This is a genomic window from Vibrio sp. L5-1, assembly GCF_021728315.1.
Taxonomy (GTDB): Bacteria; Pseudomonadota; Gammaproteobacteria; order Enterobacterales; family Vibrionaceae; genus Vibrio; species Vibrio splendidus_K.
Map to the genome: position 1 here is coordinate 990,145 of NZ_JAKKCQ010000001.1, position 22,653 is coordinate 1,012,797.

A 22,653-nucleotide genomic window follows, 5' to 3' on the forward strand; every position below is an offset into this window, starting at 1 on the left:
AGCCACTATTACGATTATTAATAGTGGCAGTGATAAAGGGGCGTTATTTAGAAAGAATAGTAGCGTGACACTAGGATTGAATGATCGACGTAATTTCTTTTTGAAGCCAATCCGTGAACGGGTTATTACGGTTTGCTTGATGAGTAAACAGTGCCAATTCTCGACGATAGGTGTCTTTCAACAGCTCCGGCGGTAAATCGATACAGCGATAAGAGTGATCAAGCAAATAGCGGCATTTCGACGATGTAATATAGATAAAGTCACTGTCCTTAACTATCTCCAGCATCAAGTTCATATTGTTGCTTCTGAGCGCAATGTGTTTATCTAAGTCATATTTTTTGATCAACATTTCCGTCTTGGACGGCTGAATGTAACCAGGGATCATATTGATACAGAGTGGGTATTTCAGAATGTCCTCAAGGGAATTACCTTGAATTGGGTGGTCAGCTCTTAGCACCAACATGAACTTATCAAAGCCAACTGGGCGCTCAGTCAGGGTTTTATTGACGTCCATAGGAAGATAGCTCACTCCCCAACACATTCGGTTGGTCTCTAGAGATTGGACGCCGTTATCTAACCAAGGTGAACATTGAAACGTCACTTGCGGCGCTTCTTTGGTCAGCTTTTTGATTAGTGGCACACCCACTGGGATCAACAAAGGGGAAGGTAACATGATTTGAACCTCCCCTCTTAAATCTTCCAAGTCCCACTCTTCATTGGGGATATAAAGGTTGTCTAGTTGTTCTAATAGCAGAGGCAAGGTTTCGATGAGCTTCAAGCATTTTGGAGTAGGTTCAAGCCTCGCTTTATCTCTAACAAACAATTCATCATCAAATTGTTCTCTGAGCTTACGAAGCATGACACTGATCGTCGGCTGACTTACGTTTAAGGCTTTTGCTGCGCTTACCGTTTGGCGAGTTTCATTGAGCACCAAAATAAGCCGCAGTAAGTTTAGATCTCTGGTCATGCCCGACTCCAAGTTATTTAGAAAAGTGGGAAGTACGCTGGCGAATACCCTTTTTTCATCGCTTCTACCATTGGCAATAATTTGGGTAATGCGTGACGAAAAAACATCTCATACCCTTGGCACAAATGATTCATCGCGCTGCCATCTTCGGTTGTTGCTATTCTATTCTTAGGGCAGCCACCTTGGCAAAGCTCAACAAAGTCACAACCTCGACAAGTGCTGTTCAGTTCATGATATTTGTTGGTGCCAAACGCTATTTGTTCAGGTGAACTCGCCATGGTTGCAAGCTTATCACTATTCACAGTACCCAGTTGATGATCTTGGTACCCATAATGGTCACAACTGTAAACACTACCGTCATGCTCAACCATTAATTGCTGTCCACAAGTCGCACTGTGATGGCACATTTGGCTTTGGTAGCCCATCAACACCATTAAACAATTTTCAAAAAACTGGATATACACTTTACCGACATCATTGGCGCTCCAAGCATCAAACAAATCACAAAGGAACAGCCCCCATTGCTCACCGGTTAGCGACCAGTCGTGCCCTGTTCGCCTGTCCAACTCATGATCGATACAAGGCTGAAACTGCATATAACCACTGCCATTTTCAACCAAAAATTGATAGATCGTTTTGCCGTGTTTGTAGGTTTTATTATTCACGACCGTTAACGTATTAAACTCAACGTTGTGCTTTTTTAGATAAAACATCCCACGCATTGTGCGTTCAAAAGACGACTGACCATTTTTGTCGATCCGAGCGATGTCATTCAGAATGTTGGGGCCATCGATACTGATGCCCATCATGAAATTGTGTTTAGCAAAGAAGTTCGCCCAGCGATCGTTAATCATGGTTCCATTGGTCTGCATGGTATTTACGACACGCTTTTCCGTCGCTTTGCTTGCCTGTGCTTTCATTGCCGTTTCATAGAAATCGAGCCCTCTTAACATGGGCTCGCCACCATGCCAGATAAAGTCCACTTGCTGATCTTTCATTGGCTGCGCGTCGATATGAGCACCGACAATTTGCCCCATCATATCCAGAGACATTGAAGATCTTTTATCGACATCTTGTCTATTGAGATAATAGCAGTAGCTACAGTCCAGATTGCACTGAGCCCCTTCGGCTTTAATGAATAAGCTAAAAGGATAAGTGGATGTGTTCATATCGATTCCCGTACTTTTTTGCCAACATATCAACCGAAAATCAATCAAACAATAGCGCCTCAGGCCCCCTACCTGCACACGTCGTAGAGTCGCTTCACCAACCTGAATTAATATTAATTAAAACAATCACTTGAATAATAAAAATAGACTATTAACATCCTTAATATCGGCTATTACACTCCTTAATCTCACTTGCTCATATGATAAATGCCTAATTCTGTTCCTACGATCTAAGGTGTTCCATGAGAAAGCTCCTCTATAAGAAAAGTGTACTGACCAGTTTAGTGTGTTCTTTGTCCGGTATTATCGCGATGCCATCCCTTGCCCAACAATCTATTAATCCTGAAGAAGAGCTCGCTTACAATCTAGGTGTTCAAGCATTTATCTATGGTACAGGCCCATTAACCGTGGCAGCGGTTAGGCAAACGACCACATCTGTTGATGCGCCGATGGACAACGCCATGGCACCATTGAATGAGATGGGTAAAACACGCGTTCTATCCGGTCCTCAGGATAGAATTGTACCGACCGTCAACAACGATACGCTCTACTCACAAGCTCACTACGATCTGGATTTATCAGGTCCAATGGTGATTGATATTCCTCGCACCGATAACCGCTATTACATTGTTCAGTTATTGGATGCTTACTCAGATTCGATTGAAGATCTGCACGTGAAGAATGTCGGCGACCAAGGAACCAAAATACTTTTGGTTAACAAAGGATGGGCTGGCGAAGTGCCAGAGGGAATTGATCGTGTCGTAGAGTCTCGCACTCCTATGGTTTGGTTAATTCAACGCACGGGTGTGTTTGGGGAGCAAGATCTCAATGACGCCTTGGTTACTCACGACAAATTCCTCAGCTACCCACTTGATCAACTCGGCGAAGAGCATGACATCGTAGAGCTCAAAGCTTCGACAGGTCGCATCCCACCCATGGCGAGGCCTGAAGGGTTAGAGTGGTATTCGCTAATTGACCGTGAACTACGTAAAAACCCGATTCCAGAAGATGCTGCCATCGTTGATCAATTCCAACAAATTGGTATTGGAGGATCGACCCCCTTTAACCCTGAAGCGCTAACCTCAGCACAGAAAAAAGGGCTAATGCGCGCGATTGAGTCTTCACAGCAGATCATTCAATACGCTGGTCGAAGCATCGGCGATGTCAATAATGGCTGGTCGATGATGTACGAGGGTGGCCGCTACGGAAATGATTACCTGAGCCGAGCGAGCATCAATATGCGTGCGGCTGGTTTGAATGTACCAGAGCGAGCACTCTACCCAAATCGATACACGGACTCGAATGGCGAGCAGCTATCGGGATCCAATCAATATCGAATGACCATGCCAGCTGATGCACCCGCTGACGCCTTTTGGTCTTTGACCATGTACGACGCTAAAAACCTGTTCATGGTTGAGAACTTCATTCAACGCTACTCCATCTCAACCAATCGTAAGGATGAACTGAAATACGCAGAAGACGGCACATTGCCAATATGCATTCAATACGCAAAACCAACCGATCCTACGTGTAACTGGCTGCCTGCACCTCAAGATGACTTCTATCTTCACATGCGCCTGTATGAGCCGACTCAAGCCGTTCTAGACAATGAATATCCACTGCCACAAGTTGAAAAACTCTAGCTCTAATTAAGCCAATTAAGTAGATCAAGTCAATTGCCACGGCGTTCTTAGTATTCGCTCGTGGCAATTCGTTCTATCCCTAAATACATGACTCAAATTACTAGCAACATGACTCATACACTGAAAATGAGGTTCTATTCTTGAAAACACCTTTCATCACACTGTCTCTGTTAGTAACAGGGATAGTCAGCTCTCTCGCGCACGCGGGAGGATTAAACCTATCTCAGATTGCGACTACCAAAAGCGTTGGCACAGCTGGCGTAGGAAACGTAACCGCGAACGATGCATCCGCAGTGATCACCAACGCTGCGGGGTTATCGGCCATTGAAGAAAGCGCTTGGATTCTCGGCGTTCAATACCTCGATGTGGAAACCACTTTTGTCCGTGACGATAACTCGGCTTCAACCACAGGAAGCAGCGCGGATGTTCTCCCTCACTTATCTTACGCATCAAGGCTCAATGACCAATGGGTCGTTGGCACAGCATTGCACGCAGCAGGCGGCACTGGCGTTGAATACTCACACGGCGTTGGCGCGCACCCTGCTTTATTGATCAAAGAAAATAGCATTTCGGCACTCAACTTAACGTCGTCATTGTCATATCAGGTCAATAAACAACTGTCCCTTGGTGGTTCTTTGATATTGCAGCACACTGCGCTTGAAACTCAAGCTTTGAACGGTCGCGAACTTCAAGGAGATAGCCTTGAGCTAGGGTTCGGCCTGAGTCTCAATCTCCACATAAATGACAACACACAATTGGGTGTCAGTTATCAGGACAAATTTGATCACGACCTTTCCCTTGATAACGCCAACGCTTTTGGAATTAGCTCTGAACTGACTTGGGTTCGAAGCTTAAATTTAGGGTTGAAGCATTCATTAAATGAAGATTTAAACCTTCTACTCAGCTCCAACATGGAAACATGGCAAGATTATGATGACAAATACTCAACCACCTATTCTCTTGGGGTTGGTGTGGAATACGCTTATGAGGATTGGTTGCTGTACAGCGGACTGAGCGGTGACACTAGCCCTTTAAGCAGTCAAAACAGAGATGTGTTACTCCCACTCGATAAACAGTGGCGTATCGGATTTGGCGCTGAGAAGAAGATATCCAATGACTTACATCTAGGATTGAGCTACCAATACCAAGATCTAGGCCATAGTGAAATTAATGCTGACTCAGGACTATTTCAGCCTTCTGGCAGCTATTCGACCAACAGAGTTCACTTCATCACTTTGTCTCTTCGCCATTAAAGCGAACTCTTGAGCGTTCCATTCTAGCTTCTAGCTTCTAGCTTCTAGCAGGAAACGGTATAAAAAAGGATTGGCTGTGAGAGCAATCCTTTTGAATTCATGAATATCATTCCGCCAACCAGAAAGACTCAAACACCCTTTACGCTCATGGTAATTGTCGTTATTGTGAATCTCTACGTCATCATCACAAGGACTGTCTGAGAGTTATGAACAGCACGATTGAAACCATTCTGGGGCACCGCTCCATTCGTCAATATACAGATCAACCAATAGAGCAGCAGCAACTCGATTTAATTGTTCAGGCAGGCCTTGCCGCGTCATCATCGAGCTTATTACAGGCTGTTTCTATCGTGAGAGTGACAGACAAAGAGAAGCGAAAACTGCTAGCCGAATACGCAGGTAACCAAGCTTATGTTGAGAACGCGGCTGAGTTTTTGGTGTTCTGTATCGACTATCAACGCCACGCTCAAATCAACCCTGAAGTGAAAACCGACTTTACTGAACTGACCCTGATTGGCGCAGTCGATTCTGGCATCATGGCGCAAAACTGTATGCTGGCTGCGGAGTCTCTTGGTTTAGGTGGCGTGTACATCGGTGGCTTGCGTAACAGCGCGCAACAAGTCGATGAACTACTGGAACTTCCACAACACACGGCCGTGCTATTTGGTATGTGTTTAGGTCACCCTGCGCAGCAGCCTGAAGTCAAACCTCGCCTTCCTGCTCACGTGGTCATGCACGAAAATCAATACCAACCGTTGAGCTTAGATGAAATTGCCAGCTACGACGATTCAATGCAAAGCTACTACGCGAACCGCTCAAGCAATCAGAAGCAAAGCAGTTGGTCACAACAGATCACACAGAAGTTGTCTGGCGAATCTCGCCCGCACATTCTGCCTTACTTGAACAGTAAACAACTGACCAAACGATAGCTCGAGAACAGCTCTGAAGACAGAGAAAGGTTCAGATAGGTTAGCTCCGTTTCGTCATCACAAATAAAAATGTCAGCGTATTATGCGCTGACATCTTTCATTTCTAAGGTACTGACATTCTTACAGGTATTTCTCAATCGGTAACAGCTGTAGGAAGCCTGACTGCATTCGTTCCCACTTGCCGGTTTCTGGTTCGCTGTCCCAACTTTGCTCGCCTGAATACCAATACACATCACCGTCTTCCAGTTCTAATCGCCAGCTGTTTTCTTCATTCATTGCTTGCTCAATGGTGTCAGCTAACGTTTCAGCAATCTCTTTATTCTCGATGATCAAAACCGATTCAGTATTGAGGTAGGTAGAGCGTAAGTTGAAGTTGAATGAGCCAATGCTCGCGATGCTGCGGTCGAATACGACTGATTTAGCGTGCAAGCCATAAGCCGTCTCAGGCGCACATTTCGACGCGTCTTGAGTCGATGCTTCACATAGCTTGGATTCTGGTTTTAACTCAAACAGATCGATGCCATGATCCAACATGTCGTAACGTCTGCCCGCATAAGCGGAGTGATTAGTCACCAGATCATTAGACGCCATAGAGTTAGTGAGCGCTTTTATCTCAACGCCCTTATTGTTCAATACCTGCCACTCTTCGAGTTGACCGTCATCGAATACAAGGTAAGCGGATTCAAGTAAGATCTCTTGCTTCGATTCACTTGCAAGCTGCCCTAAAAGAACCGCCGTTGCTTTCGGTTCATCGGTATTATCTGAATCGATAGGCACAGGGCGATCGTAAGCAAAGCGAGCGTTGACCCAAGTCATCTCATCAAGAGCCTCTTTCAACAAGCCATCTGCCGCTTCACGGTTTAATGGTAACTCTGGGTAGTTTTTGTATTGTGGAACGGTGATATCGTCAATCTTTGAAAGATCCGGTTGTTCTTCGTCACCCAACATATCGACAGGGTAAGACCAACGGCTGTCCCAATACTCTGTAAAGCTGGTTTGGATCGTGGTAACGACTGAGCCCATCACTAATACATCACGATCTCGGAAGTTGATCTCGTCAGAAAGGTCGAAATATTCATCACCAATATTACGTCCGCCAACCACAGACAAGGTGCCATCGACGGTAAAGGATTTATTATGCATACGGCGGTTTAAGCGGGAGAAATCGCCAAGGAAGCTCAACCACTTACTAAAACCACGGCGTGTTGGTGTTGGGTTGAAGATTCGAATCTCGACGTTTTGGTGTGCATCCAGTGCCGATAATAGGCCTTCACGCTCATTGAGGTTGATGTCGTCCAACATCACTCGCACCTTAACACCACGGTCAGCTGCGGCTAACAAACGACTTGCTAGGTACCTGCCCGATTCGTCGGAGTTCCAGATGTAGTATTGAATATCGATGGTGTGCTCTGCACTTTCAACCAACGCCAATCGCTGCGCTAACGCATCCCAACCGGATTCTTGTAAACGAACGGCGGTAGTCGCCTGTTCTGATGTTGGTAGGTATTCATCCACTAAAACCGACAAAGTGCTTGGTCCATAAGAGGTGTACGGTTCTGCTGGGTGGTCGATGCCTTCTGGTAATGAAGAACAGCCGCCGAGAATAGCGACTAAAATTAAGGTTAAACTGATGCGTTGGAGCACAGGCATGTGTCTGACTTCCTTTTCACGGTAACGTCTTTAGAAACTGTCCCGACAGCTTTGCGACTCACAAGCTGTTCAGGTCTATTCATTGATTATTACTGCTAAAGCCTGAAATTTATAGGTAATTATCCAGTATAAATTTGAAGATCAGTAAATTGACCTACAAATCACTTAAGTTGAGTGAGTGCCAGGCAATATAAACTTAGCGGGTTTTCTACCATTTCGATGGCGAGCTGTGTTCGGTCTGGGTGATGCTTCACCATTGTTTGGAGAGCTAGTGTCACCGCTTGATTTCACACTAAAAGGTGTGTCGGCTTACTTAGATGAGATAGTGCAAATTCACTACTTGCGTAAGCGATAAACTATTGTCCATATAAAGGGAATGTAACGATCAACACTGAAAACAGTGTTCACGCTGCATAACCTTTATAGCCCCTACCAAAACCAACCCTAAAGTAGTACCATTTATCGCATCTCATTCTTAATGGTATTTGGATATTATGAAGCTTTTAGTCGATCGCACTGGTGAACAGTTTTTAGAAATTCTGGAAGAGTCAGGAGATAAACTAACAGTTCAATTCATTAGCAATGAAGGCAATCGAAATGGTAAACCGTTCCAAGATAGCTTGAGTGGATTATTCCTCACGGGTTGGAAGCCTCGCACGACCTCAACCGCGATTGGCCTAGAACGCTTTAAACAAGGTAAGCTGCAAGACCCTAAAGTCAGCTTCGCTTTGCATCAACTTTACCCGCTCGGCAGAGATGTAAAATTACCTTCTGGTGACATTGCGACCATCGCAAGTTACGCCAATACCCATGCCGATGGCTACTATATGTTTGTGCGACTCAACGATGAGTTAACACGACTCAAGATTACGCCCGATTGGGAACTGCAACCTTCCGTTCAAAGATTAGCTCTGCCTTATTACCCCGCGCCAAGAACCAAGGAAGAGCTCGACAACATTGACGATTTTGATGTGTGGGCGGGCGGGTTTTAAACAGTAAAAGTTGGTAAACAATATTGAGATCACATCCACCTATCGAATCTCAATACAACAATATGTGCTCTCTAAACATTGATACGAATACCCACTCTCAAACGATTCAAATAACGGTTTGGCAGTGTGCTGTTAAAGAGTGTTTAATTGCTTCCTACAAGCTCAACCTTGACTGAATAAAATCAATAAACGCTGAGATACGTTTAGAGACAGAAGACGATTTATAATAAACCGCATTCACTCGCTCTCGGTCTGTGTTGGCAAGTTTATCTTGTTCCAGAATAGGGATTAGACGACCCGCAGCTATATCTTCCTGCACCATAAACCCCGATAAACAAGCTATCCCATTTCCAGCTAGTGCTAGTTGACGCACGGTTTCACCGTTGCTGGCTGTCACGGTAGGCGCGACATAACTTTGGTTTGGTAAAGGCCAATGGTTAAGCACTTTGTTCCCTGCAAAACCCACAATTTGATGTGAACTCAAATCTTCAGGTTTAATGGGTAGCCCACGCTTAGCGAGATAATCAGGTGACGCTACAATATGGAGTAAACTTTTTCCTAACGGGCGAGCGTGCAGTGTTGAATCGGACAGCTTACCGATTCGAATCGCAACATCAGTTCTCTTTTCCAGAAGATCAACGAAGCCTTCGTTGGAAGTGAGTTCCAACTCAATGTCTGGGTAAGCCTTTTTGAATGACTGCACCAACGGCACTAGCTGATGGAATACGAATGGACTGGCGGCATCGACTCTTAAACGACCTTTTGGTAACTCACCACGCGACACGATTTCTTCTTCCGCGCTCTGAATAACCTGTAACCCTACCCTGACTGAATCGACAAACTGCCGCCCTTCCTCCGTCAATTCCACGCGTCTCGTTGTTCGGTTGAATATCGAGACGCCGAGTTGCGACTCAACCTTACTCACCGAACGAGACACCTTGGCGACCTGCACATCCAGCGCCTCTGCCGCCGCAGAAAAACCACCAGCATCGACGACGGTGAGTACCATTTCTAAATCATCTGAACGGGTTAACATGAGGCTCCTTCGCTATCTTCATTTTGGTTAATGTCATCTCGCTTGTGATCATCACAGCTCAAATCATGTGTGTCTTTTCGATCTCATCAGCTTAATCCTATGATCGGCTAACTCTCAAATTATTGCAAATAACACAAAGGTTATTTGTTAATGATGGCATTTTTCACAAATATATTTTGCTAGATAATCCTCGCCATCAAACGAAGCGCTCCTATTGCAGTCACAAGCTGCCCCATTTTATCGCGCTCGGTATTTAACAAAGAACAGTAAGAGAGATGATTATGCCATTAGCATTACTTGCATTGACGCTCAGCGCCTTTGCCATCGGAACCACAGAGTTTGTCATCGTAGGCTTGATTCCTACCATGGCGAGCGACTTGAATGTATCTCTGCCATCGGCAGGTCTATTAGTCAGTTTATACGCGCTTGGTGTTGCTATTGGCGCACCAGTATTAACGGCACTAACCGGCAAATGGAATCGTAAAGCGGTGTTGCTGACCGTGATGGCATTGTTTGTCATTGGTAACTTATTGGCGTGGCAAGCTCCAGGCTATAACACGCTGATCGCCGCACGAATTTTGACTGGCCTTGCCCATGGTGTGTTCTTCTCGATTGGGTCGACCATCGCGACAGGTTTGGTGTCAAAAGATAAAGCAGCCAGTGCCATTGCGATCATGTTTACGGGTTTAACGGTTGCATTGGTAACCGGCGTACCACTGGGCACTTATATCGGCCAAACCTTTGGCTGGCAAGCGACCTTCTTGATCGTTGCTCTGCTTGGTCTTATTGCTCTTATCGGTAGCGCTATCTTGGTTCCAAGCAACCTTAAGCAACCACCAGCGGCGAAGATTTCGGCACAACTAAAGGTTCTAACTCAACCACGCTTACTGTTGGTTTACGCTATCACGGCACTCGGTTATGGCGGAACATTCACAGCGTTTACGTTCCTTGCTCCAATACTGGAAAACGTATCAGGGTTTGATTCGAGCTCAATCAGCTTAATCATGTTGGTCTACGGTGTGTCAGTGGCGGTAGGTAACATCTGGGGCGGTAAAATGGCCGACAAGATGGGCCCGATTAAAGCGCTGACCGTTATCTTCTCTGGTTTAGCCGCAGTACTGGTGGTATTCAACTTTACCGCAGTAAACCCTTACGCAGCCGTTGCGACTATTTTGGTTTGGGGGGCATTTGCATTCGGTAACGTTCCGGGGCTACAAGTGTATGTTGTGAAACTGGCTGAGAAATACACACCAGACGCAGTCGATGTCGCTTCTGGGTTGAACATTGCAGCCTTCAACGTCGGTATTGCATTGGGCTCATGGGGCGGTGGTTTGATTGTCGCGAAATCTGGATTAATGAACACCCCTTGGATCGGGGCTATGATTGTCTTAATCGCGCTAGTGTTGACCCGAATTAGTGGTGATCTAGACAATAAAAAACCAGCATTCCAAGCGACGAACCAATAACTCTAACCAAATAGCAACGATGAAATCTTACATCGTTGCTATTTTCTACCTTGTCTTCTCGCAAATAAGAATCAAACAACATAAATAACACATCCTCGATTGAATTAAATTAAGAGATTATTAATTATAATTTGAGTAATAATTTATTATGAATCTTTTTTTGAATTTAAATACCCTTCGATATCGCCCTTCTAATATTGATTCAAATCAATTAATTGCTCAATAGGCATCCATTATTATAAAAAGTGGATTGTTTGTGGATTACTTCACCCAATTGGGTGATGATAAACCTATCATTTAATGACTAATATCAACCTTAGATAAACTCAAATGAAGCACCAAAATATATTCGAGTTATCGCTTGCAATAGGCTAAATGGATTGAGTTATGCAGATATCAGAATTGAAGATTCCACTAGAAAATGGACTTAATAAATCCCCGTCTGAATTCGAAGAAGCGATAAGAAATGGATTAATTACACTTGGAATTGAGCATGTCACATTAGTTATCTCATCAAAACCAGACTTCCCAGCCTTCAAATATATTGATGGTTTGTCAGATGGAGTCTCACTGACAGAGGTAATCACAGACAATCTAGATGATTATCTCATGTTGATTTCAAAGAGCCGTAAAGGAAAAATTCATCACAAGCTAGATGACATAATGGACAATAGAATATTGGGTCATGACAAGCTCCCTGTCGCACAAGATTATCTGAATTTCTATAGTATTTCTGAAAATCTACTTTACGAACATGGAATATCAATAATGTTTCATAGTGTCGATGAACTCCGGATTGATGAATTACGCCAGTTAAAATCAATATGTGACATTGCCATCGCTTGGGCAAATTCATGGGTCGCCCACCGTACTATGGTCTCACATTGGCGTAAATATTCTGAGCCAAAAACGGCCAACACGAGCCCGTCTTTGACTAAGTCAGAACTTGATGTGCTTGATCTACTGACTAAAGGATTGAACGGTACTGAGATCGCACAAACCCGTGATGTATCAAAAGAAACGGTTCGCAGTCAGATCAAGAGTATCCTGCACAAAACACAATGTAAAAACCAAAACCAACTGATCTCTCGATTTGGACAAGGGCAGTGGCTCATCAGCCCACCAATACGCTCTGCTTACACCTAATTCGCTTCTGCCGCCAAGGAAGGCTCAAAGTATGCAAAATAATCGACCAGCACCTTACACATGCTTGATCACTCGCAGCAACACCTTGTCGCGAGTGATCAGAGATTTATTGAAACTTTCTTTCCCACTCAATCAATTTCAAGTTATCGAATCTTATTCTGAACTTGACCCTGAGTATAAAGGCGTTGTGCTTTTAGACAGAAGTACGATACCGATGCCAGACAAGTGTGGTGTTTCAATTATCAATAGAAAAGATAAGTGGATCGCCATCAATATTAAATGCAGCGCTTGTTACGATTACCTAAAATTTGGCTTTTTTGGCCAAATAGAAGTGAATCATTTTGAATTTATTCCAAAAGCCATTAAATCTGTTCAAGAGGGAGAGCTTTGGTTCCCTAGACATATTATGGAAAGCTTTATTATTGACCTTTGTATCAGTAGCATTTCTAAGAATTCCTATTCCATCACAGAAAAAGTAACATCAAAGTTTTTTTTAACAAAGAAAGAGCAAAGAGTCTTTGAATTAATGATTCAAGGTTTTTCAAACATACAAATAGCAAACGACACAAATGTCAGTATAAACACAGTAAAAACACACGCTTACAATGTGATGTCCAAGTTGAATGTACATTCTCGACATGAACTATTTGCTAAAGCTCATGAATTAACCGTTTAAAATTAGCACTCTTTTCATACTTATTTATTCAATATATCACCCCTCGTTGCGAGGTATATTTTTTAAATCCTAATTACTATGTATTTGTTGTCGGGAATAACAAGAGTAATGAGGGAATAATTATGAAAAAATTAATATTAGCGGTAGCAGTAGCTGGTGTGATGTTCAGTGTAAATAGTTTCGCTGTTGGTGGTGGTCCAGGTGGAACCAAGTTAGAAGCTAATGTGGTTCAATTTGGAGGAGCAACCAATGCTCTTCTGACCAATGCAACGAACACTGATGGCGCACACATTCGCATGGAAGGCACGATTCCACAACGTTGTGTGCTCAACTTGAAATCAGCACAAGCCGGAGAGTTTGTTAATGGTGATATCCACCTAACGAACATGCTGGCAGATAGCAAAAATTTGGTCTCAGGGCTAACAGCCAGTAAACCAATTGCAAGTCTTCGTGCCTGGTGTAACTACGGGAAATCAATGGAAGTCGATATGACTGCCACACCTTTCAAAATGACTCGTTTCGGCATGGCCATTGGTAAAGAACGTATCGATTACACATTACAAGCAAATCAAACCGACATTTTCGATACAAGCAATGCAAGTGATGGTTTGTTTGGTCATACGACAGGTAACTTCCAAGTTAAATGGAGTGGTGAACACCAAAAAGCAAGAATTGCAGAAGTTCCTCTTAGTATTACTACAGAGGGTGCAGCTCTAGCAAGAGCCGGTAATTATCGCTCTACAGTGTATGTGAAACTCCAAGCGAAAACTTGTCATCGCATGTGTGGATTTTAGCTCATAAATTAGAGCCCGCAAACGTGGGCTCGTTTTACCTAGGAAGGGTTTTATGAAAAACATTACTTTATTTATCAGTCTGCTACTCTTCCACACCGCCGCTTTCAGCTACGAAATTACCCCCATGTATCAAGAAATGAACGAATTTGGAGGAAAGGCTCTCTCAAGCTATACGATCAATAATCCTCAAGACCGCTCACTTCCAATTGAAGTTGTGGTGTATGACGTAAGTTACGATGAAACCGGTGAGGTGCTAACGCTTAATGAGGATAGTTTTCTCATTTTGCCTCCTCAAATAATGGTAGATCCACAAAGTTCTCAAAAAATTCGGGTGCGCTATATCCCTAGCGATGCTCTCACAATGACCAAACTGTACCGAATCGAATTCAACGAACTAGAAGTTGAAGGGCCTGAAGATAGTGACAGTAAAATAAAAACACTTCTTAGTTTTTCGACCTTAGCTTTTGTATCTCCTAACTCAATAAAGCCGACTATGAAGCCCTCGATTAAAGACAGGAACATAGTGGTAGAAAACACCAGCCAAGTCTTAGTGAACTTGCTTCATTCAGTATTCGAACTTCAAATGAATGGCGAGAAAAAAGACCTACCTTGGAGCCAAATAGACACTAAGACAAGTGGTTACTTAATGCCTGGCGCCACCGCCTATTACCCTATTCCAAACGAGTTCAAAAAAGTCACTGGTATCACCATTAAAAAAAATGATTAACACTGAACCACCGGCTTCTACACGAGCTTTATTGGGAGGTAAACATGAGCCGATACTACACAGTTCTTCTGTGCGTCTCTCTATGTTTGCTAACCCAACCTCACGCCTTTTGCGCGGATTGGCTATTTCCATTCCCAATCAACTATTTGGGCTCAACTGTGGGCGATATCGATGCTTTCTCTGATGGCAAAACTATCTCCAAAGTTCATACTGTTCAACTGCATACACTGATTGGTTCAGCGCTTACAAATGAAGTATCAGGTAAGTTATCTACGTACAAAGACACTTTTATTTCAGTTGAAACACTAAAAGACTGGGGCGTGTTGCTCTCCTTCTCATCGTCTGACATGTCAATCTCATTATCTTTCGTTCAAGATGCACGAAAAGAGCAAGCGCTAAGTTTCAGCGCCCCTTACTCTCCTCCCATTTATTCCACGTCGGCCTTCTTCACCAACATCAATAACTTTAACTTTGGCCTATCTGATACACGAGGAGTTGAGACTCAAAGTGAAGAACAAAAGTGGAATATAGAGTGGGTCTCTACAGGGAACTTTGCTGGTGCACGAGGAGTTAATTATAAACTTTCAGGCTATTTTGATGGTGGCACCGATGAGAAACAAACTTTCTATCGTGGTGATATATCGGCCTTTATTGATCGTGCAGAAATCCCTTATCGAGTGACTTTTGGCGACCAAGTCAACAGCACTTCAGGTCACCTGCCTAGCCAGCAATTTGGCGGAATCGGGTTCGAACGTAATTACTCAGCATTACAACCGAATCGCAGTATTCAGGTAGGAGGCACTCAAGCCTTAGTGCTTGAAGAGTCTGCCGATATCGAACTGTACATAAATGGTTCTTACGTGACAGAGTTTCGACTTCCACCAGGACGTTACATGCTCGATAACTTGCCGCTGTCTTCAGGTAGCAACGACGTTCGTTTGGATATTGAATATCAATCAGGAAGGCGAGACTCCATTCTCTACAGCGTGTTCTACAATTCAAAACTGCTTAAAGAGGGTATATCTGACTTTGGCGTGTATTTTGGTGCTCCTTCAGAAATAGCAGACAGCCACTATAAGTACGATACCCAAAGTTTAATCACCAGTGCCTATTATGACTATGGCTTAACCGAACACTTAACGCTTGGGTTAAATGGCTTTTATCATAAAGACGGATTCATACTGGGAGGGATCTCTACGTTTGGTACCCCCATCGGTAATCTTGGCTTTCGACTATCAGGCAGCCAATCGAGTGAATATGATGAAACCGGTTATATCGCAAGCATCGATTATGCCGCCTCGCTCTGGGATCAAAACAATTACAGTGCCCCCAACTTACGTATCGCGCTTGAATCTTATGATACCTATTCCTATCAACCCTGGACAGAAGAAGGAACGACAGGCCATTCGGCAGCTGTCAGCTATACCTTAAGCATTACCGATGATGTTTACTTATCGCTCTCATATAACCTTGATAAACAGAATGGTTTCGATACGGAATGGAGCGCAGAAGCCTCAACGTCTTGGTCTTACTCCAATGTTGTGATTGGTTTAGGTATCACTCATGAAGAAGACCCAAATGAGGGAATTTCGAACACAGAGGGGATCGTGTCTGTCGATTGGACATGGAGTTCTGATGACGGCCAATATACCGCAGATGCAGGATACGCCAGCGATACTGAGATCTTACGAGCAAGCTTCAGTAAGCCAAGTAAAAACCAAGTCGGCCAATATGGCTATTCTCTATCTGCTGATATCGAATCAAGCCAAGGGCAGTACCAATTACGTGGTGACTACATAGGCAACCGGGTTAGATATGATGGAGATATCAATTATTACAACTCGACCAATACCGAAGACACTGTAGTCACCTCGTTTAGACCCAGCACAGCATTCACGATTAGTGACAGCAATCTCTCTTGGTCACGCCCAATATACGGTGCGGCGGCTTTAGTGCAAGTTCATGAAAGCTTAGAGTCGGATGCCCTGATAAACAGCGATGAAGACGCGCATGCAGAAGCGATTTCTCAGCAAGGTTACCCCAATGCTATCAGCCTCTCTACAGCCCATATCACTCAGAGTTTTACTGTTGATGCGCCAGACGCACCTGTTGGTTATGACATCGGCAATTATATGTACAACATCACCCCAGGCGCCTATACCAGTCATCTCATCACCGTTGGGTCCAAAAAATCTAAAACCATAATAGGCAAGTTACTGCTAGCTAACGGTCAACCGCTTGCGTTAACTCAAGGCTATTTAACCGATCTCGATGACACATCTTATCCATTCTTCACCAACAAAGGCGGAAGGTTCGTTGTTGAAGGTATAGGCAGCGGTGATTATCGAATCGAAGCGATCAACTCCGACGCAACGGGGAGCATCAGCATCCCTGAATCAGACGATAACCTGTTGAGGCTTTCTGATATTCAACTAGAACAAGGAGCAAACAATGTTCAAAGTACTTCCAATGAAAAAAACTAATTGGCTGCTCACATTATGCATTCTCTGGCTGCCTTCACCATTGCTAGCACAGAGTTGCAACGGAGTATGGAGCTTAACCCAACTTAACAATGGTCCGATTGAGTTTGATAAATCGGGATTTGCGAAAATTCAATACGAGCTCAAAAAGCTACGCACTCAAAGCGGCGAATGTTCATTAAAATCGGTTCGGTTGAAAATCCTCAATACACAGGACAAAAATGGACCTTATTTCGTCAACCAAAGCCAAACATTACTTGCTTACGATCCCAAAGAACAAGAGTACTTGCTATACGCAAAATACAATTCTCCTGTCCGTTTTTACTTGGTCGACCCGAGAGCAAAAATTAACTACGCTGCAAGATACATCGTACCTTTTATTGCCAAGCTCAAGTATGAGGACAACCCAGTATCAACGCTAACAAGCACCGCGACTTACAAGATAAAGTCTTTCGTTACCTTTGATTGGTCAGGCCGTGGAAACAACATTCACCGCTCAGCAACAGGATACAGCTGGCAACTCGGTGAACTGTATAGTGGAAAGCGCTATCAAGCGGACTTTGTGATCCGTTCTAATTCTCAAACAGAGCTTTGGGTTAAACCTCGACATGGCAAACTGATCAACACTCAGAACCCTGATTGGGCTATTACCTATCAGCTTACCGCCGATGGAACAGAGGTCTCTAGATTGCACCGCATGACATCCATAAAAACCTATAATCGCGGTCAGCACATCATTCCTTTTTCACTCTCGATCACTGACAACACCAACCTGTCACGAGCAGGAAGTTACCGCGACGAATTGCATATCCAAGTGAAAGCAATAGACCCTATTTACTAAAGTAGCGCAGTGACATTTTTAACAAAGGTACACCAATATGAATGCTATCAATTTAGCTATGAAACAAAGACATTGGGTAATGGCTTGCTTCGCTTTGGTCATCCTTTATATTCATATTGGTGAAATACGTAGAACCATCCATTTTATCGAAAAAGATCAAACTCACAGAAGCGAGCTAATTCAAACGCTGGTTCAAAATAATGTCGTTCGAACACTGAATATTTTAGGCGTTTCTTTACGCTCTGGAGCGACAAACTCCAACAAACCCAATCTGGGCGGTGTTTATTATCAGCCTGCACAACCTTTCTCAAATTCTGACACTCAACGCATCGCACAACGATTCAATGTCAGCACGTCATCACCTCAATTTCTTGCCATGAAGAATGGGGAAACAACACTTTGGGGATTTAACTTCAATCATCCAAAGCCTCATACCAGCTTAATCGCAGGGCTCGTATCGCGGCAGTCATCCCTTTACCACGAGGCAAGTGTCGACCTGCAATATTACTTCCCAGGAGTCAAGGGTACAGCCAATACGCTTCTTTTGATAAGAGACAATCAACATCAATACTTTATGCCTTCTGGAGAAAAGATAAATCTAGATTTCTCGAATACGCACACCATACAAACTTCAGAAAACTCCGCTTTCTATGTAAGTAAAGTGAAACTACTAGACGTCATATTTTTTCGATTAAATAATGACAATTCTCGGTACTTCCATCTCGTTGAAGTTCCTTTGCCACAACTCCGTGCGACCCTTTTTATCTTTGATAATATGACCAGTTCCGTCGCTGAGATAAAGGGGGATATTCAAAGCTTTGTTGAGGTCATCGCATTGTTAGGGATCGGCTATGTATTACTGATTGCCTTTTCTCATTATCAATATCGAACTTCAATTGCTTTAGAATCAGATGCATTAACAGGGTTGAAGAACCGCTCTTACTTAGAAAGTGCAAACTCTCGCATTCGTCATAATGGAACGAGTAAAAACAATCGCTGTATCGGAGTCATTGCCATTGATCTAGACCATTTCAAACTGATCAACGACAACTACGGGCACCATGTCGGCGACAACGTGTTAGTTCGGGTAAGCGAGATATTATTGGAAAATGTAAGAAACAACGATGAATGCTATCGTATCGGTGGAGATGAGTTCATCGTAATTCTCAAAACGGAAAGTCAATCCGATATCATTAAACTGGCAGACCGTATCCGAGATAAAATCGCCTACGATCCACAACTCAGAAATATGATTAAAGGCGGAATATCAGCTTCGCTTGGGCTTGTGGATTTATCGACTGGGCAGTCGATTGAAGAGGCCATTATTTCCGCTGATGAGATGTTGTATCAAGCTAAAAATCAAGGGCGAAATTTAGTTCAAAGTTCCCTTATCTAAACCAATGAGTTTGAGCAACTACGGCGACAGTTATTGAAGGTCAAAGGAGCGTCACATAGCCCCCATGGTTCGATGAGTTATCGTGATTACACATACAAAAAGACCTACCTGAAATATAAGTAGGCCTTACACTCGAACGAAAATAACGATGTTTACTCGTTATCGATCGCTTTCAGAACCTTACACGGGTTACCGACGGCAACCACATTAGCTGGGATGTCTTTAGTTACGACACTGCCCGCGCCAATCACGCTGTTTTCGCCAATGGTCACGCCAGGGCAGATGATCACACCACCACCTAACCAAACATTGTCACCAACGTTAATCGGTGTGCCAAATTCGACGCCTTCTTCTACTCGACCTTTCACATCGAGTGGATGGCCTGCGGTAAGAATTTGAACGTTCGGGCCAAGCAGCACATTGTCACCAATGGTCACTTCAGCCACATCCAAAATCACGCAGTTAAAATTAGCGTAGAAGTTCTTACCCAGCTTGATGTTTGAGCCGTAATCACAACGAAATGGGGGCTCTAAGTGCGCGTTCTCGCAACCCGGAATAAGCTCTTGCGTCGCCGCTTCCCACTCTGGTGTGTCAGGAACACTATTGTTGAGTTTTTGAAGTACCTTACGACACTCGATACGAGCTGAATAAAGCTCTTTATCCCAAGCCTGATAAGGTTCGCCTGCTAGCATTTTTTGTTTTTCTGTTTTCACGTTACTTACCTGTTCTCACATCAATTAGCTATTTTCATATTACTTAGCTAGTGTCACATTACTTAACTAATGGTGGTCAATTCATCGAACCAAAAACGCAATATCGCACATCTAAATAACAGTGAATAATGAGTGTTTAAGCTTGGTTTAAGAGATGCGTAGCTCGTCACTTTTTGTAGGTGAAATATGAAACTCAATCACGGTTAACTGAGCCTAAACACGCGGGGCAACCGAGTCGCGAATCACCAAGCAGCCAGTAGTACTTAATGCCTCAGCTTGCTCAGTATCACCGACGATTTGCAGAATCGCCTTTTGTGTCATTTGCTCTAATGGCACACTGACAGACGTTAAGCTTGGCGTTAGAAACGCACCGACTTTACTGTTATCAAACCCAACGATAGAAACGTCATTAGGCAATGAATATCCCAGTTCAGTTAACGCCTTGATCGCTCCAGTCGCCATGTCATCGTTTTCAGACAAAATCGCAGTGAAGCTTACTTTGCTTTCAACTAAAGCTTGCGCGGCACGGTAACCGCTCCCCATCGTCCAATCACCCTGAACAACTTTGGACTCATCCAATGCAATACCATGTTTAGTTAACACATCTTGATAGGCTTGGTAACGCAGCTCATCGGTCGAAGAGCCGGCTTTACCACGAATCACTGCAATACCTGTATGACCTTGCTCGATGATGTGTTCAACCATCAAGCAAGCACTTTGATAATGATCGGTGGTGATCGCGTAATTGGGCTTCGACGGCATTTCACGATTGAGCACCAAAATCGGTGTATCAGTGCTTTCGATGATCTGAGCGATCTCGCTTTCCGTTAAACATTGCGGATAGATGATGATGCCCGCACACTTCATATCCAGCAGGAAATTGATCGCCTTTCTTTCGTCTTCAGCGCTGTGTTTGCCATCGGTGATCACCAGCTGGTGATTCGACTTTTCGCTATAAGAAGCCGCGTGATACATCAAGGAAGAAAAGTAAGGGCCATTGAACAACTCATTGGTGATTACAAAGCCGATGAAATTGGTCTTCTTGGTCGCCAATTGCTGAGCTAACAGGTTTGGCCGATAACCTGTTTCTTGAATCGCATCGAATACCTTTTTCACCACATCTGGGCGCACGATGTTCTTGCCATTTAAGACACGAGAAACGGTCGATTTAGATACGCCCGCGCGGTTTGCGACATCAAGCATGGTTACCATTGGCTTCTTTTCCTTTATAAAAAATTAGTCGACATAGGCCGACTAATTCATTGCAAAATCACAGCTCACAGCTCACAGTTCGCATAACTGCGCTGGGAAATGCATTCTAAATAGTGGCACCATTAGATGCAATCACGCCTTTGTACCACTCGAAAGACTTCTTGCGCTTGCGCTCTAAAGAACCAGATTGATCGTTGTCCTTATCTACATAAATGAACCCGTAGCGTTTTTTCATCTCGCCCGTGGTGAACGACACCAAATCGATGCATCCCCAAGGGGTGTAGCCCATCAAATCAACACCGTCGATCGCAACGGCTTTTTTCATCTCTTTGATGTGGTCGCCAAGGTAAGCAATGCGGTAGTCATCATTAATGCTGCCATCTTCTTCAATGGTATCAACAGCGCCAAAACCATTCTCAACGATGAACAATGGCACTTCATAACGTTCATACAGAGACGCTAAACAGAAACGTAAACCAGTTGGATCAATTGGCCAGCCCCAATCACTAGACTGGATGAACGGGTTATCGACCGAGTTCTCATGACCGCCGTCCATCGCTTCTTCTGTAGATTGGTGAGAAGAAGAATCCAAGGTATTCGACATGTAGTAGCTAAAACCTAAGTAATCGGCCTTACCCTCTTTTAGGATCTGCTCATCTTCAGGCTGCATCTCAATGTTAAAGCCTTTGGTTGCCCAGTCACGCTTAGCGTAATTTGGGTAATGACCACGCACCATCACATCCGAGAAGAAATAACGGTCACGCATCGCTTTCTGCGCCACCATGATGTCTTCTGGCTTTGAAGAGCGAGGGTAGAAAGGCACCATCGCACACATTGCGCCGATTTGAAGATCTGGGTTGATCTCGTGACCTTTCTTAACCACCAAAGCACTTGCCACAAACTGGTGGTGAACCGCTTGATACATGGCTTCTTGTGGCTTTTCACATTGTGGGTACTTCACTCCAGAGCACAACCAACCGAAGATGTCTGCCGAAGTGTTCATCTGGTTGTTGATCTCGTTAAACGTCATCCAGTATTTCACTTTGTGCTGGTAACGCTCCATCACCGTGGTTGAGTACTTAACGAAGAAGTCGATCACTTTACGGTTCATCCAACCGCCGTATTCTTTGGCTAGGTGGTAAGGCATTTCAAAGTGGCTCAATGTTACCACCGGCTGAATGTCGTATTTCAACAGCTCGTCAAACAGATCATCGTAAAATGCTAAACCCGCTTCACATGGCTCAGCTTCATCGCCATTTGGGAAGATACGTGTCCAAGCAATACTGGTACGGAAACACTTAAAGCCCATCTCAGCAAATAACTTAATGTCTTCTTTGTAGCGATGGTAGAAATCCACTGCGACTTGGTTTGGATAGTTTTCGCCATCGATCACGCCATCAGTGATTCGACGCTGTACACCATGAGCGCCCGCTGTTAATACATCAACAACACTGACACCTTTACCATTCGCATCCCAGCCGCCTTCTAACTGATGCGCTGCAACAGCACCACCCCATAAAAAATCGTTCGGAAATTCGTTGTTCATACCATTACTCGCTACAA

General features: G+C 44.0%; 19 protein-coding genes. 12 read left to right on the top strand and 7 right to left on the bottom strand.

Annotated elements, in window-relative coordinates:
* Positions 1 to 70: 70 nt before the first annotated feature.
* A complete protein-coding gene (locus tag L3V35_RS04055) occupies positions 71 to 967 on the bottom strand; it encodes a LysR family transcriptional regulator (protein WP_237298499.1) in 897 nt (298 codons plus the stop codon).
* Positions 968 to 984: 17 nt separating this feature from the next.
* Positions 985 to 2,136 (bottom strand): anaerobic sulfatase maturase, encoded by a 1,152-nt coding sequence (locus tag L3V35_RS04060; protein ID WP_237298501.1) that lies wholly within the window; start codon positions 2,134 to 2,136, stop codon positions 985 to 987.
* A 242-nt stretch (positions 2,137 to 2,378) separates the two neighbouring features.
* Here L3V35_RS04060 and L3V35_RS04065 point away from each other — a divergent pair, with 242 nt between their 5' ends.
* The 3 genes from L3V35_RS04065 to nfsA all read left to right on the top strand — a co-directional run bounded on the left by L3V35_RS04065 (position 2,379) and on the right by nfsA (position 5,961).
* Entirely contained in the window at positions 2,379 to 3,779 is a 1,401-nt protein-coding gene (locus L3V35_RS04065; protein WP_237298502.1) for a DUF1254 domain-containing protein, read from the top strand.
* A gap of 140 nt (positions 3,780 to 3,919) precedes the next feature.
* Positions 3,920 to 5,032 carry an outer membrane protein transport protein gene (locus L3V35_RS04070; protein WP_237298504.1) on the top strand — a complete coding sequence of 371 codons (1,113 nt, stop codon included), beginning with the start codon at positions 3,920 to 3,922 and terminating at the stop codon, positions 5,030 to 5,032.
* 206 nt (positions 5,033 to 5,238) lie between these two features.
* The gene (gene nfsA / locus L3V35_RS04075; protein ID WP_017087636.1) at positions 5,239 to 5,961 is read left to right on the top strand and encodes an oxygen-insensitive NADPH nitroreductase; all 723 of its coding nucleotides are present in this window, start codon (positions 5,239 to 5,241) and stop codon (positions 5,959 to 5,961) included.
* Positions 5,962 to 6,081: 120 nt separating this feature from the next.
* Here nfsA and L3V35_RS04080 read toward each other — a convergent pair whose 3' ends face one another.
* The gene (locus tag L3V35_RS04080; RefSeq protein ID WP_237298506.1) at positions 6,082 to 7,611 is read right to left on the bottom strand and encodes a phospholipase D family protein; all 1,530 of its coding nucleotides are present in this window, start codon (positions 7,609 to 7,611) and stop codon (positions 6,082 to 6,084) included.
* Positions 7,612 to 8,105: 494 nt separating this feature from the next.
* Between L3V35_RS04080 and L3V35_RS04085 the strand changes: the two genes are divergently transcribed.
* Complete coding sequence (locus tag L3V35_RS04085) at positions 8,106 to 8,603, top strand: hypothetical protein (RefSeq protein ID WP_237298508.1); 498 nt, start codon at positions 8,106 to 8,108, stop codon at positions 8,601 to 8,603.
* A 154-nt stretch (positions 8,604 to 8,757) separates the two neighbouring features.
* Here L3V35_RS04085 and L3V35_RS04090 read toward each other — a convergent pair whose 3' ends face one another.
* Positions 8,758 to 9,639 (bottom strand): LysR family transcriptional regulator, encoded by an 882-nt coding sequence (locus L3V35_RS04090; protein ID WP_237298510.1) that lies wholly within the window; start codon positions 9,637 to 9,639, stop codon positions 8,758 to 8,760.
* Between the two features lie 281 nt (positions 9,640 to 9,920).
* On the opposite strand from L3V35_RS04090, the gene L3V35_RS04095 reads away from it, so the two are divergent.
* The 8 genes from L3V35_RS04095 to L3V35_RS04130 all read left to right on the top strand — a co-directional run bounded on the left by L3V35_RS04095 (position 9,921) and on the right by L3V35_RS04130 (position 19,165).
* Positions 9,921 to 11,105, top strand: coding sequence for an MFS transporter (locus L3V35_RS04095; protein WP_237298512.1), 1,185 nt, complete (start codon positions 9,921 to 9,923; stop codon positions 11,103 to 11,105).
* Between the two features lie 387 nt (positions 11,106 to 11,492).
* Positions 11,493 to 12,251: a helix-turn-helix transcriptional regulator gene (locus tag L3V35_RS04100; RefSeq protein ID WP_237289694.1), complete on the top strand. Its 759-nt coding sequence runs from the start codon at positions 11,493 to 11,495 to the stop codon at positions 12,249 to 12,251.
* Between the two features lie 31 nt (positions 12,252 to 12,282).
* A complete protein-coding gene (locus L3V35_RS04105) occupies positions 12,283 to 12,927 on the top strand; it encodes a response regulator transcription factor (RefSeq protein ID WP_237298514.1) in 645 nt (214 codons plus the stop codon).
* A gap of 122 nt (positions 12,928 to 13,049) precedes the next feature.
* Positions 13,050 to 13,721 (top strand): hypothetical protein, encoded by a 672-nt coding sequence (locus L3V35_RS04110; RefSeq protein ID WP_237298516.1) that lies wholly within the window; start codon positions 13,050 to 13,052, stop codon positions 13,719 to 13,721.
* 52 nt (positions 13,722 to 13,773) lie between these two features.
* The gene (locus L3V35_RS04115) at positions 13,774 to 14,448 is read left to right on the top strand and encodes a fimbria/pilus periplasmic chaperone (RefSeq protein WP_048609919.1); all 675 of its coding nucleotides are present in this window, start codon (positions 13,774 to 13,776) and stop codon (positions 14,446 to 14,448) included.
* Positions 14,449 to 14,492: 44 nt separating this feature from the next.
* Positions 14,493 to 16,931, top strand: coding sequence for a pilus assembly protein PapC (locus L3V35_RS04120; RefSeq protein ID WP_237298517.1), 2,439 nt, complete (start codon positions 14,493 to 14,495; stop codon positions 16,929 to 16,931).
* A complete protein-coding gene (locus tag L3V35_RS04125) occupies positions 16,900 to 17,769 on the top strand; it encodes a hypothetical protein (protein ID WP_237298519.1) in 870 nt (289 codons plus the stop codon). The genes L3V35_RS04120 and L3V35_RS04125 overlap by 32 nt, the downstream gene beginning before the upstream one ends.
* Before the next feature lie 37 nt (positions 17,770 to 17,806).
* Positions 17,807 to 19,165, top strand: coding sequence for a GGDEF domain-containing protein (locus tag L3V35_RS04130; RefSeq protein WP_076671089.1), 1,359 nt, complete (start codon positions 17,807 to 17,809; stop codon positions 19,163 to 19,165).
* Between the two features lie 152 nt (positions 19,166 to 19,317).
* On the opposite strand, the gene L3V35_RS04135 is transcribed toward L3V35_RS04130, so the two are convergent.
* From L3V35_RS04135 to L3V35_RS04145, 3 genes are all read right to left on the bottom strand, one after another.
* Entirely contained in the window at positions 19,318 to 19,878 is a 561-nt protein-coding gene (locus L3V35_RS04135) for a sugar O-acetyltransferase (protein WP_237298520.1), read from the bottom strand.
* Between the two features lie 213 nt (positions 19,879 to 20,091).
* Entirely contained in the window at positions 20,092 to 21,090 is a 999-nt protein-coding gene (locus L3V35_RS04140; protein ID WP_237298522.1) for a LacI family DNA-binding transcriptional regulator, read from the bottom strand.
* 106 nt (positions 21,091 to 21,196) lie between these two features.
* Positions 21,197 to 22,636, bottom strand: a complete 1,440-nt coding sequence (locus tag L3V35_RS04145) for a 6-phospho-beta-glucosidase (RefSeq protein ID WP_237298524.1) — start codon at positions 22,634 to 22,636, stop codon at positions 21,197 to 21,199.
* Between the last annotated feature and the right edge of the window lie 17 nt (positions 22,637 to 22,653).

What these genes read in the sequence shown, in the direction of transcription:
- L3V35_RS04115 (WP_048609919.1), top strand. Translation starts at nt 13,774, where the DNA reads ATGAAAAACATTACTTTATTTATCAGTCTGCTACTCTTCCACACCGCC.
- L3V35_RS04120 (WP_237298517.1), top strand. Translation starts at nt 14,493, where the DNA reads ATGAGCCGATACTACACAGTTCTTCTGTGCGTCTCTCTATGTTTGCTA.
- L3V35_RS04105 (WP_237298514.1), top strand. Translation starts at nt 12,283, where the DNA reads ATGCAAAATAATCGACCAGCACCTTACACATGCTTGATCACTCGCAGC.
- L3V35_RS04145 (WP_237298524.1), bottom strand. Translation starts at nt 22,636, where the DNA reads ATGAACAACGAATTTCCGAACGATTTTTTATGGGGTGGTGCTGTTGCA.
- L3V35_RS04055 (WP_237298499.1), bottom strand. Translation starts at nt 967, where the DNA reads ATGACCAGAGATCTAAACTTACTGCGGCTTATTTTGGTGCTCAATGAA.
- L3V35_RS04130 (WP_076671089.1), top strand. Translation starts at nt 17,807, where the DNA reads ATGAATGCTATCAATTTAGCTATGAAACAAAGACATTGGGTAATGGCT.
- L3V35_RS04110 (WP_237298516.1), top strand. Translation starts at nt 13,050, where the DNA reads ATGAAAAAATTAATATTAGCGGTAGCAGTAGCTGGTGTGATGTTCAGT.
- L3V35_RS04100 (WP_237289694.1), top strand. Translation starts at nt 11,493, where the DNA reads ATGCAGATATCAGAATTGAAGATTCCACTAGAAAATGGACTTAATAAA.
- L3V35_RS04140 (WP_237298522.1), bottom strand. Translation starts at nt 21,090, where the DNA reads ATGGTAACCATGCTTGATGTCGCAAACCGCGCGGGCGTATCTAAATCG.
- nfsA (WP_017087636.1), top strand. Translation starts at nt 5,239, where the DNA reads ATGAACAGCACGATTGAAACCATTCTGGGGCACCGCTCCATTCGTCAA.
- L3V35_RS04125 (WP_237298519.1), top strand. Translation starts at nt 16,900, where the DNA reads ATGTTCAAAGTACTTCCAATGAAAAAAACTAATTGGCTGCTCACATTA.
- L3V35_RS04090 (WP_237298510.1), bottom strand. Translation starts at nt 9,639, where the DNA reads ATGTTAACCCGTTCAGATGATTTAGAAATGGTACTCACCGTCGTCGAT.
- L3V35_RS04065 (WP_237298502.1), top strand. Translation starts at nt 2,379, where the DNA reads ATGAGAAAGCTCCTCTATAAGAAAAGTGTACTGACCAGTTTAGTGTGT.
- L3V35_RS04060 (WP_237298501.1), bottom strand. Translation starts at nt 2,136, where the DNA reads ATGAACACATCCACTTATCCTTTTAGCTTATTCATTAAAGCCGAAGGG.
- L3V35_RS04085 (WP_237298508.1), top strand. Translation starts at nt 8,106, where the DNA reads ATGAAGCTTTTAGTCGATCGCACTGGTGAACAGTTTTTAGAAATTCTG.
- L3V35_RS04095 (WP_237298512.1), top strand. Translation starts at nt 9,921, where the DNA reads ATGCCATTAGCATTACTTGCATTGACGCTCAGCGCCTTTGCCATCGGA.
- L3V35_RS04080 (WP_237298506.1), bottom strand. Translation starts at nt 7,611, where the DNA reads ATGCCTGTGCTCCAACGCATCAGTTTAACCTTAATTTTAGTCGCTATT.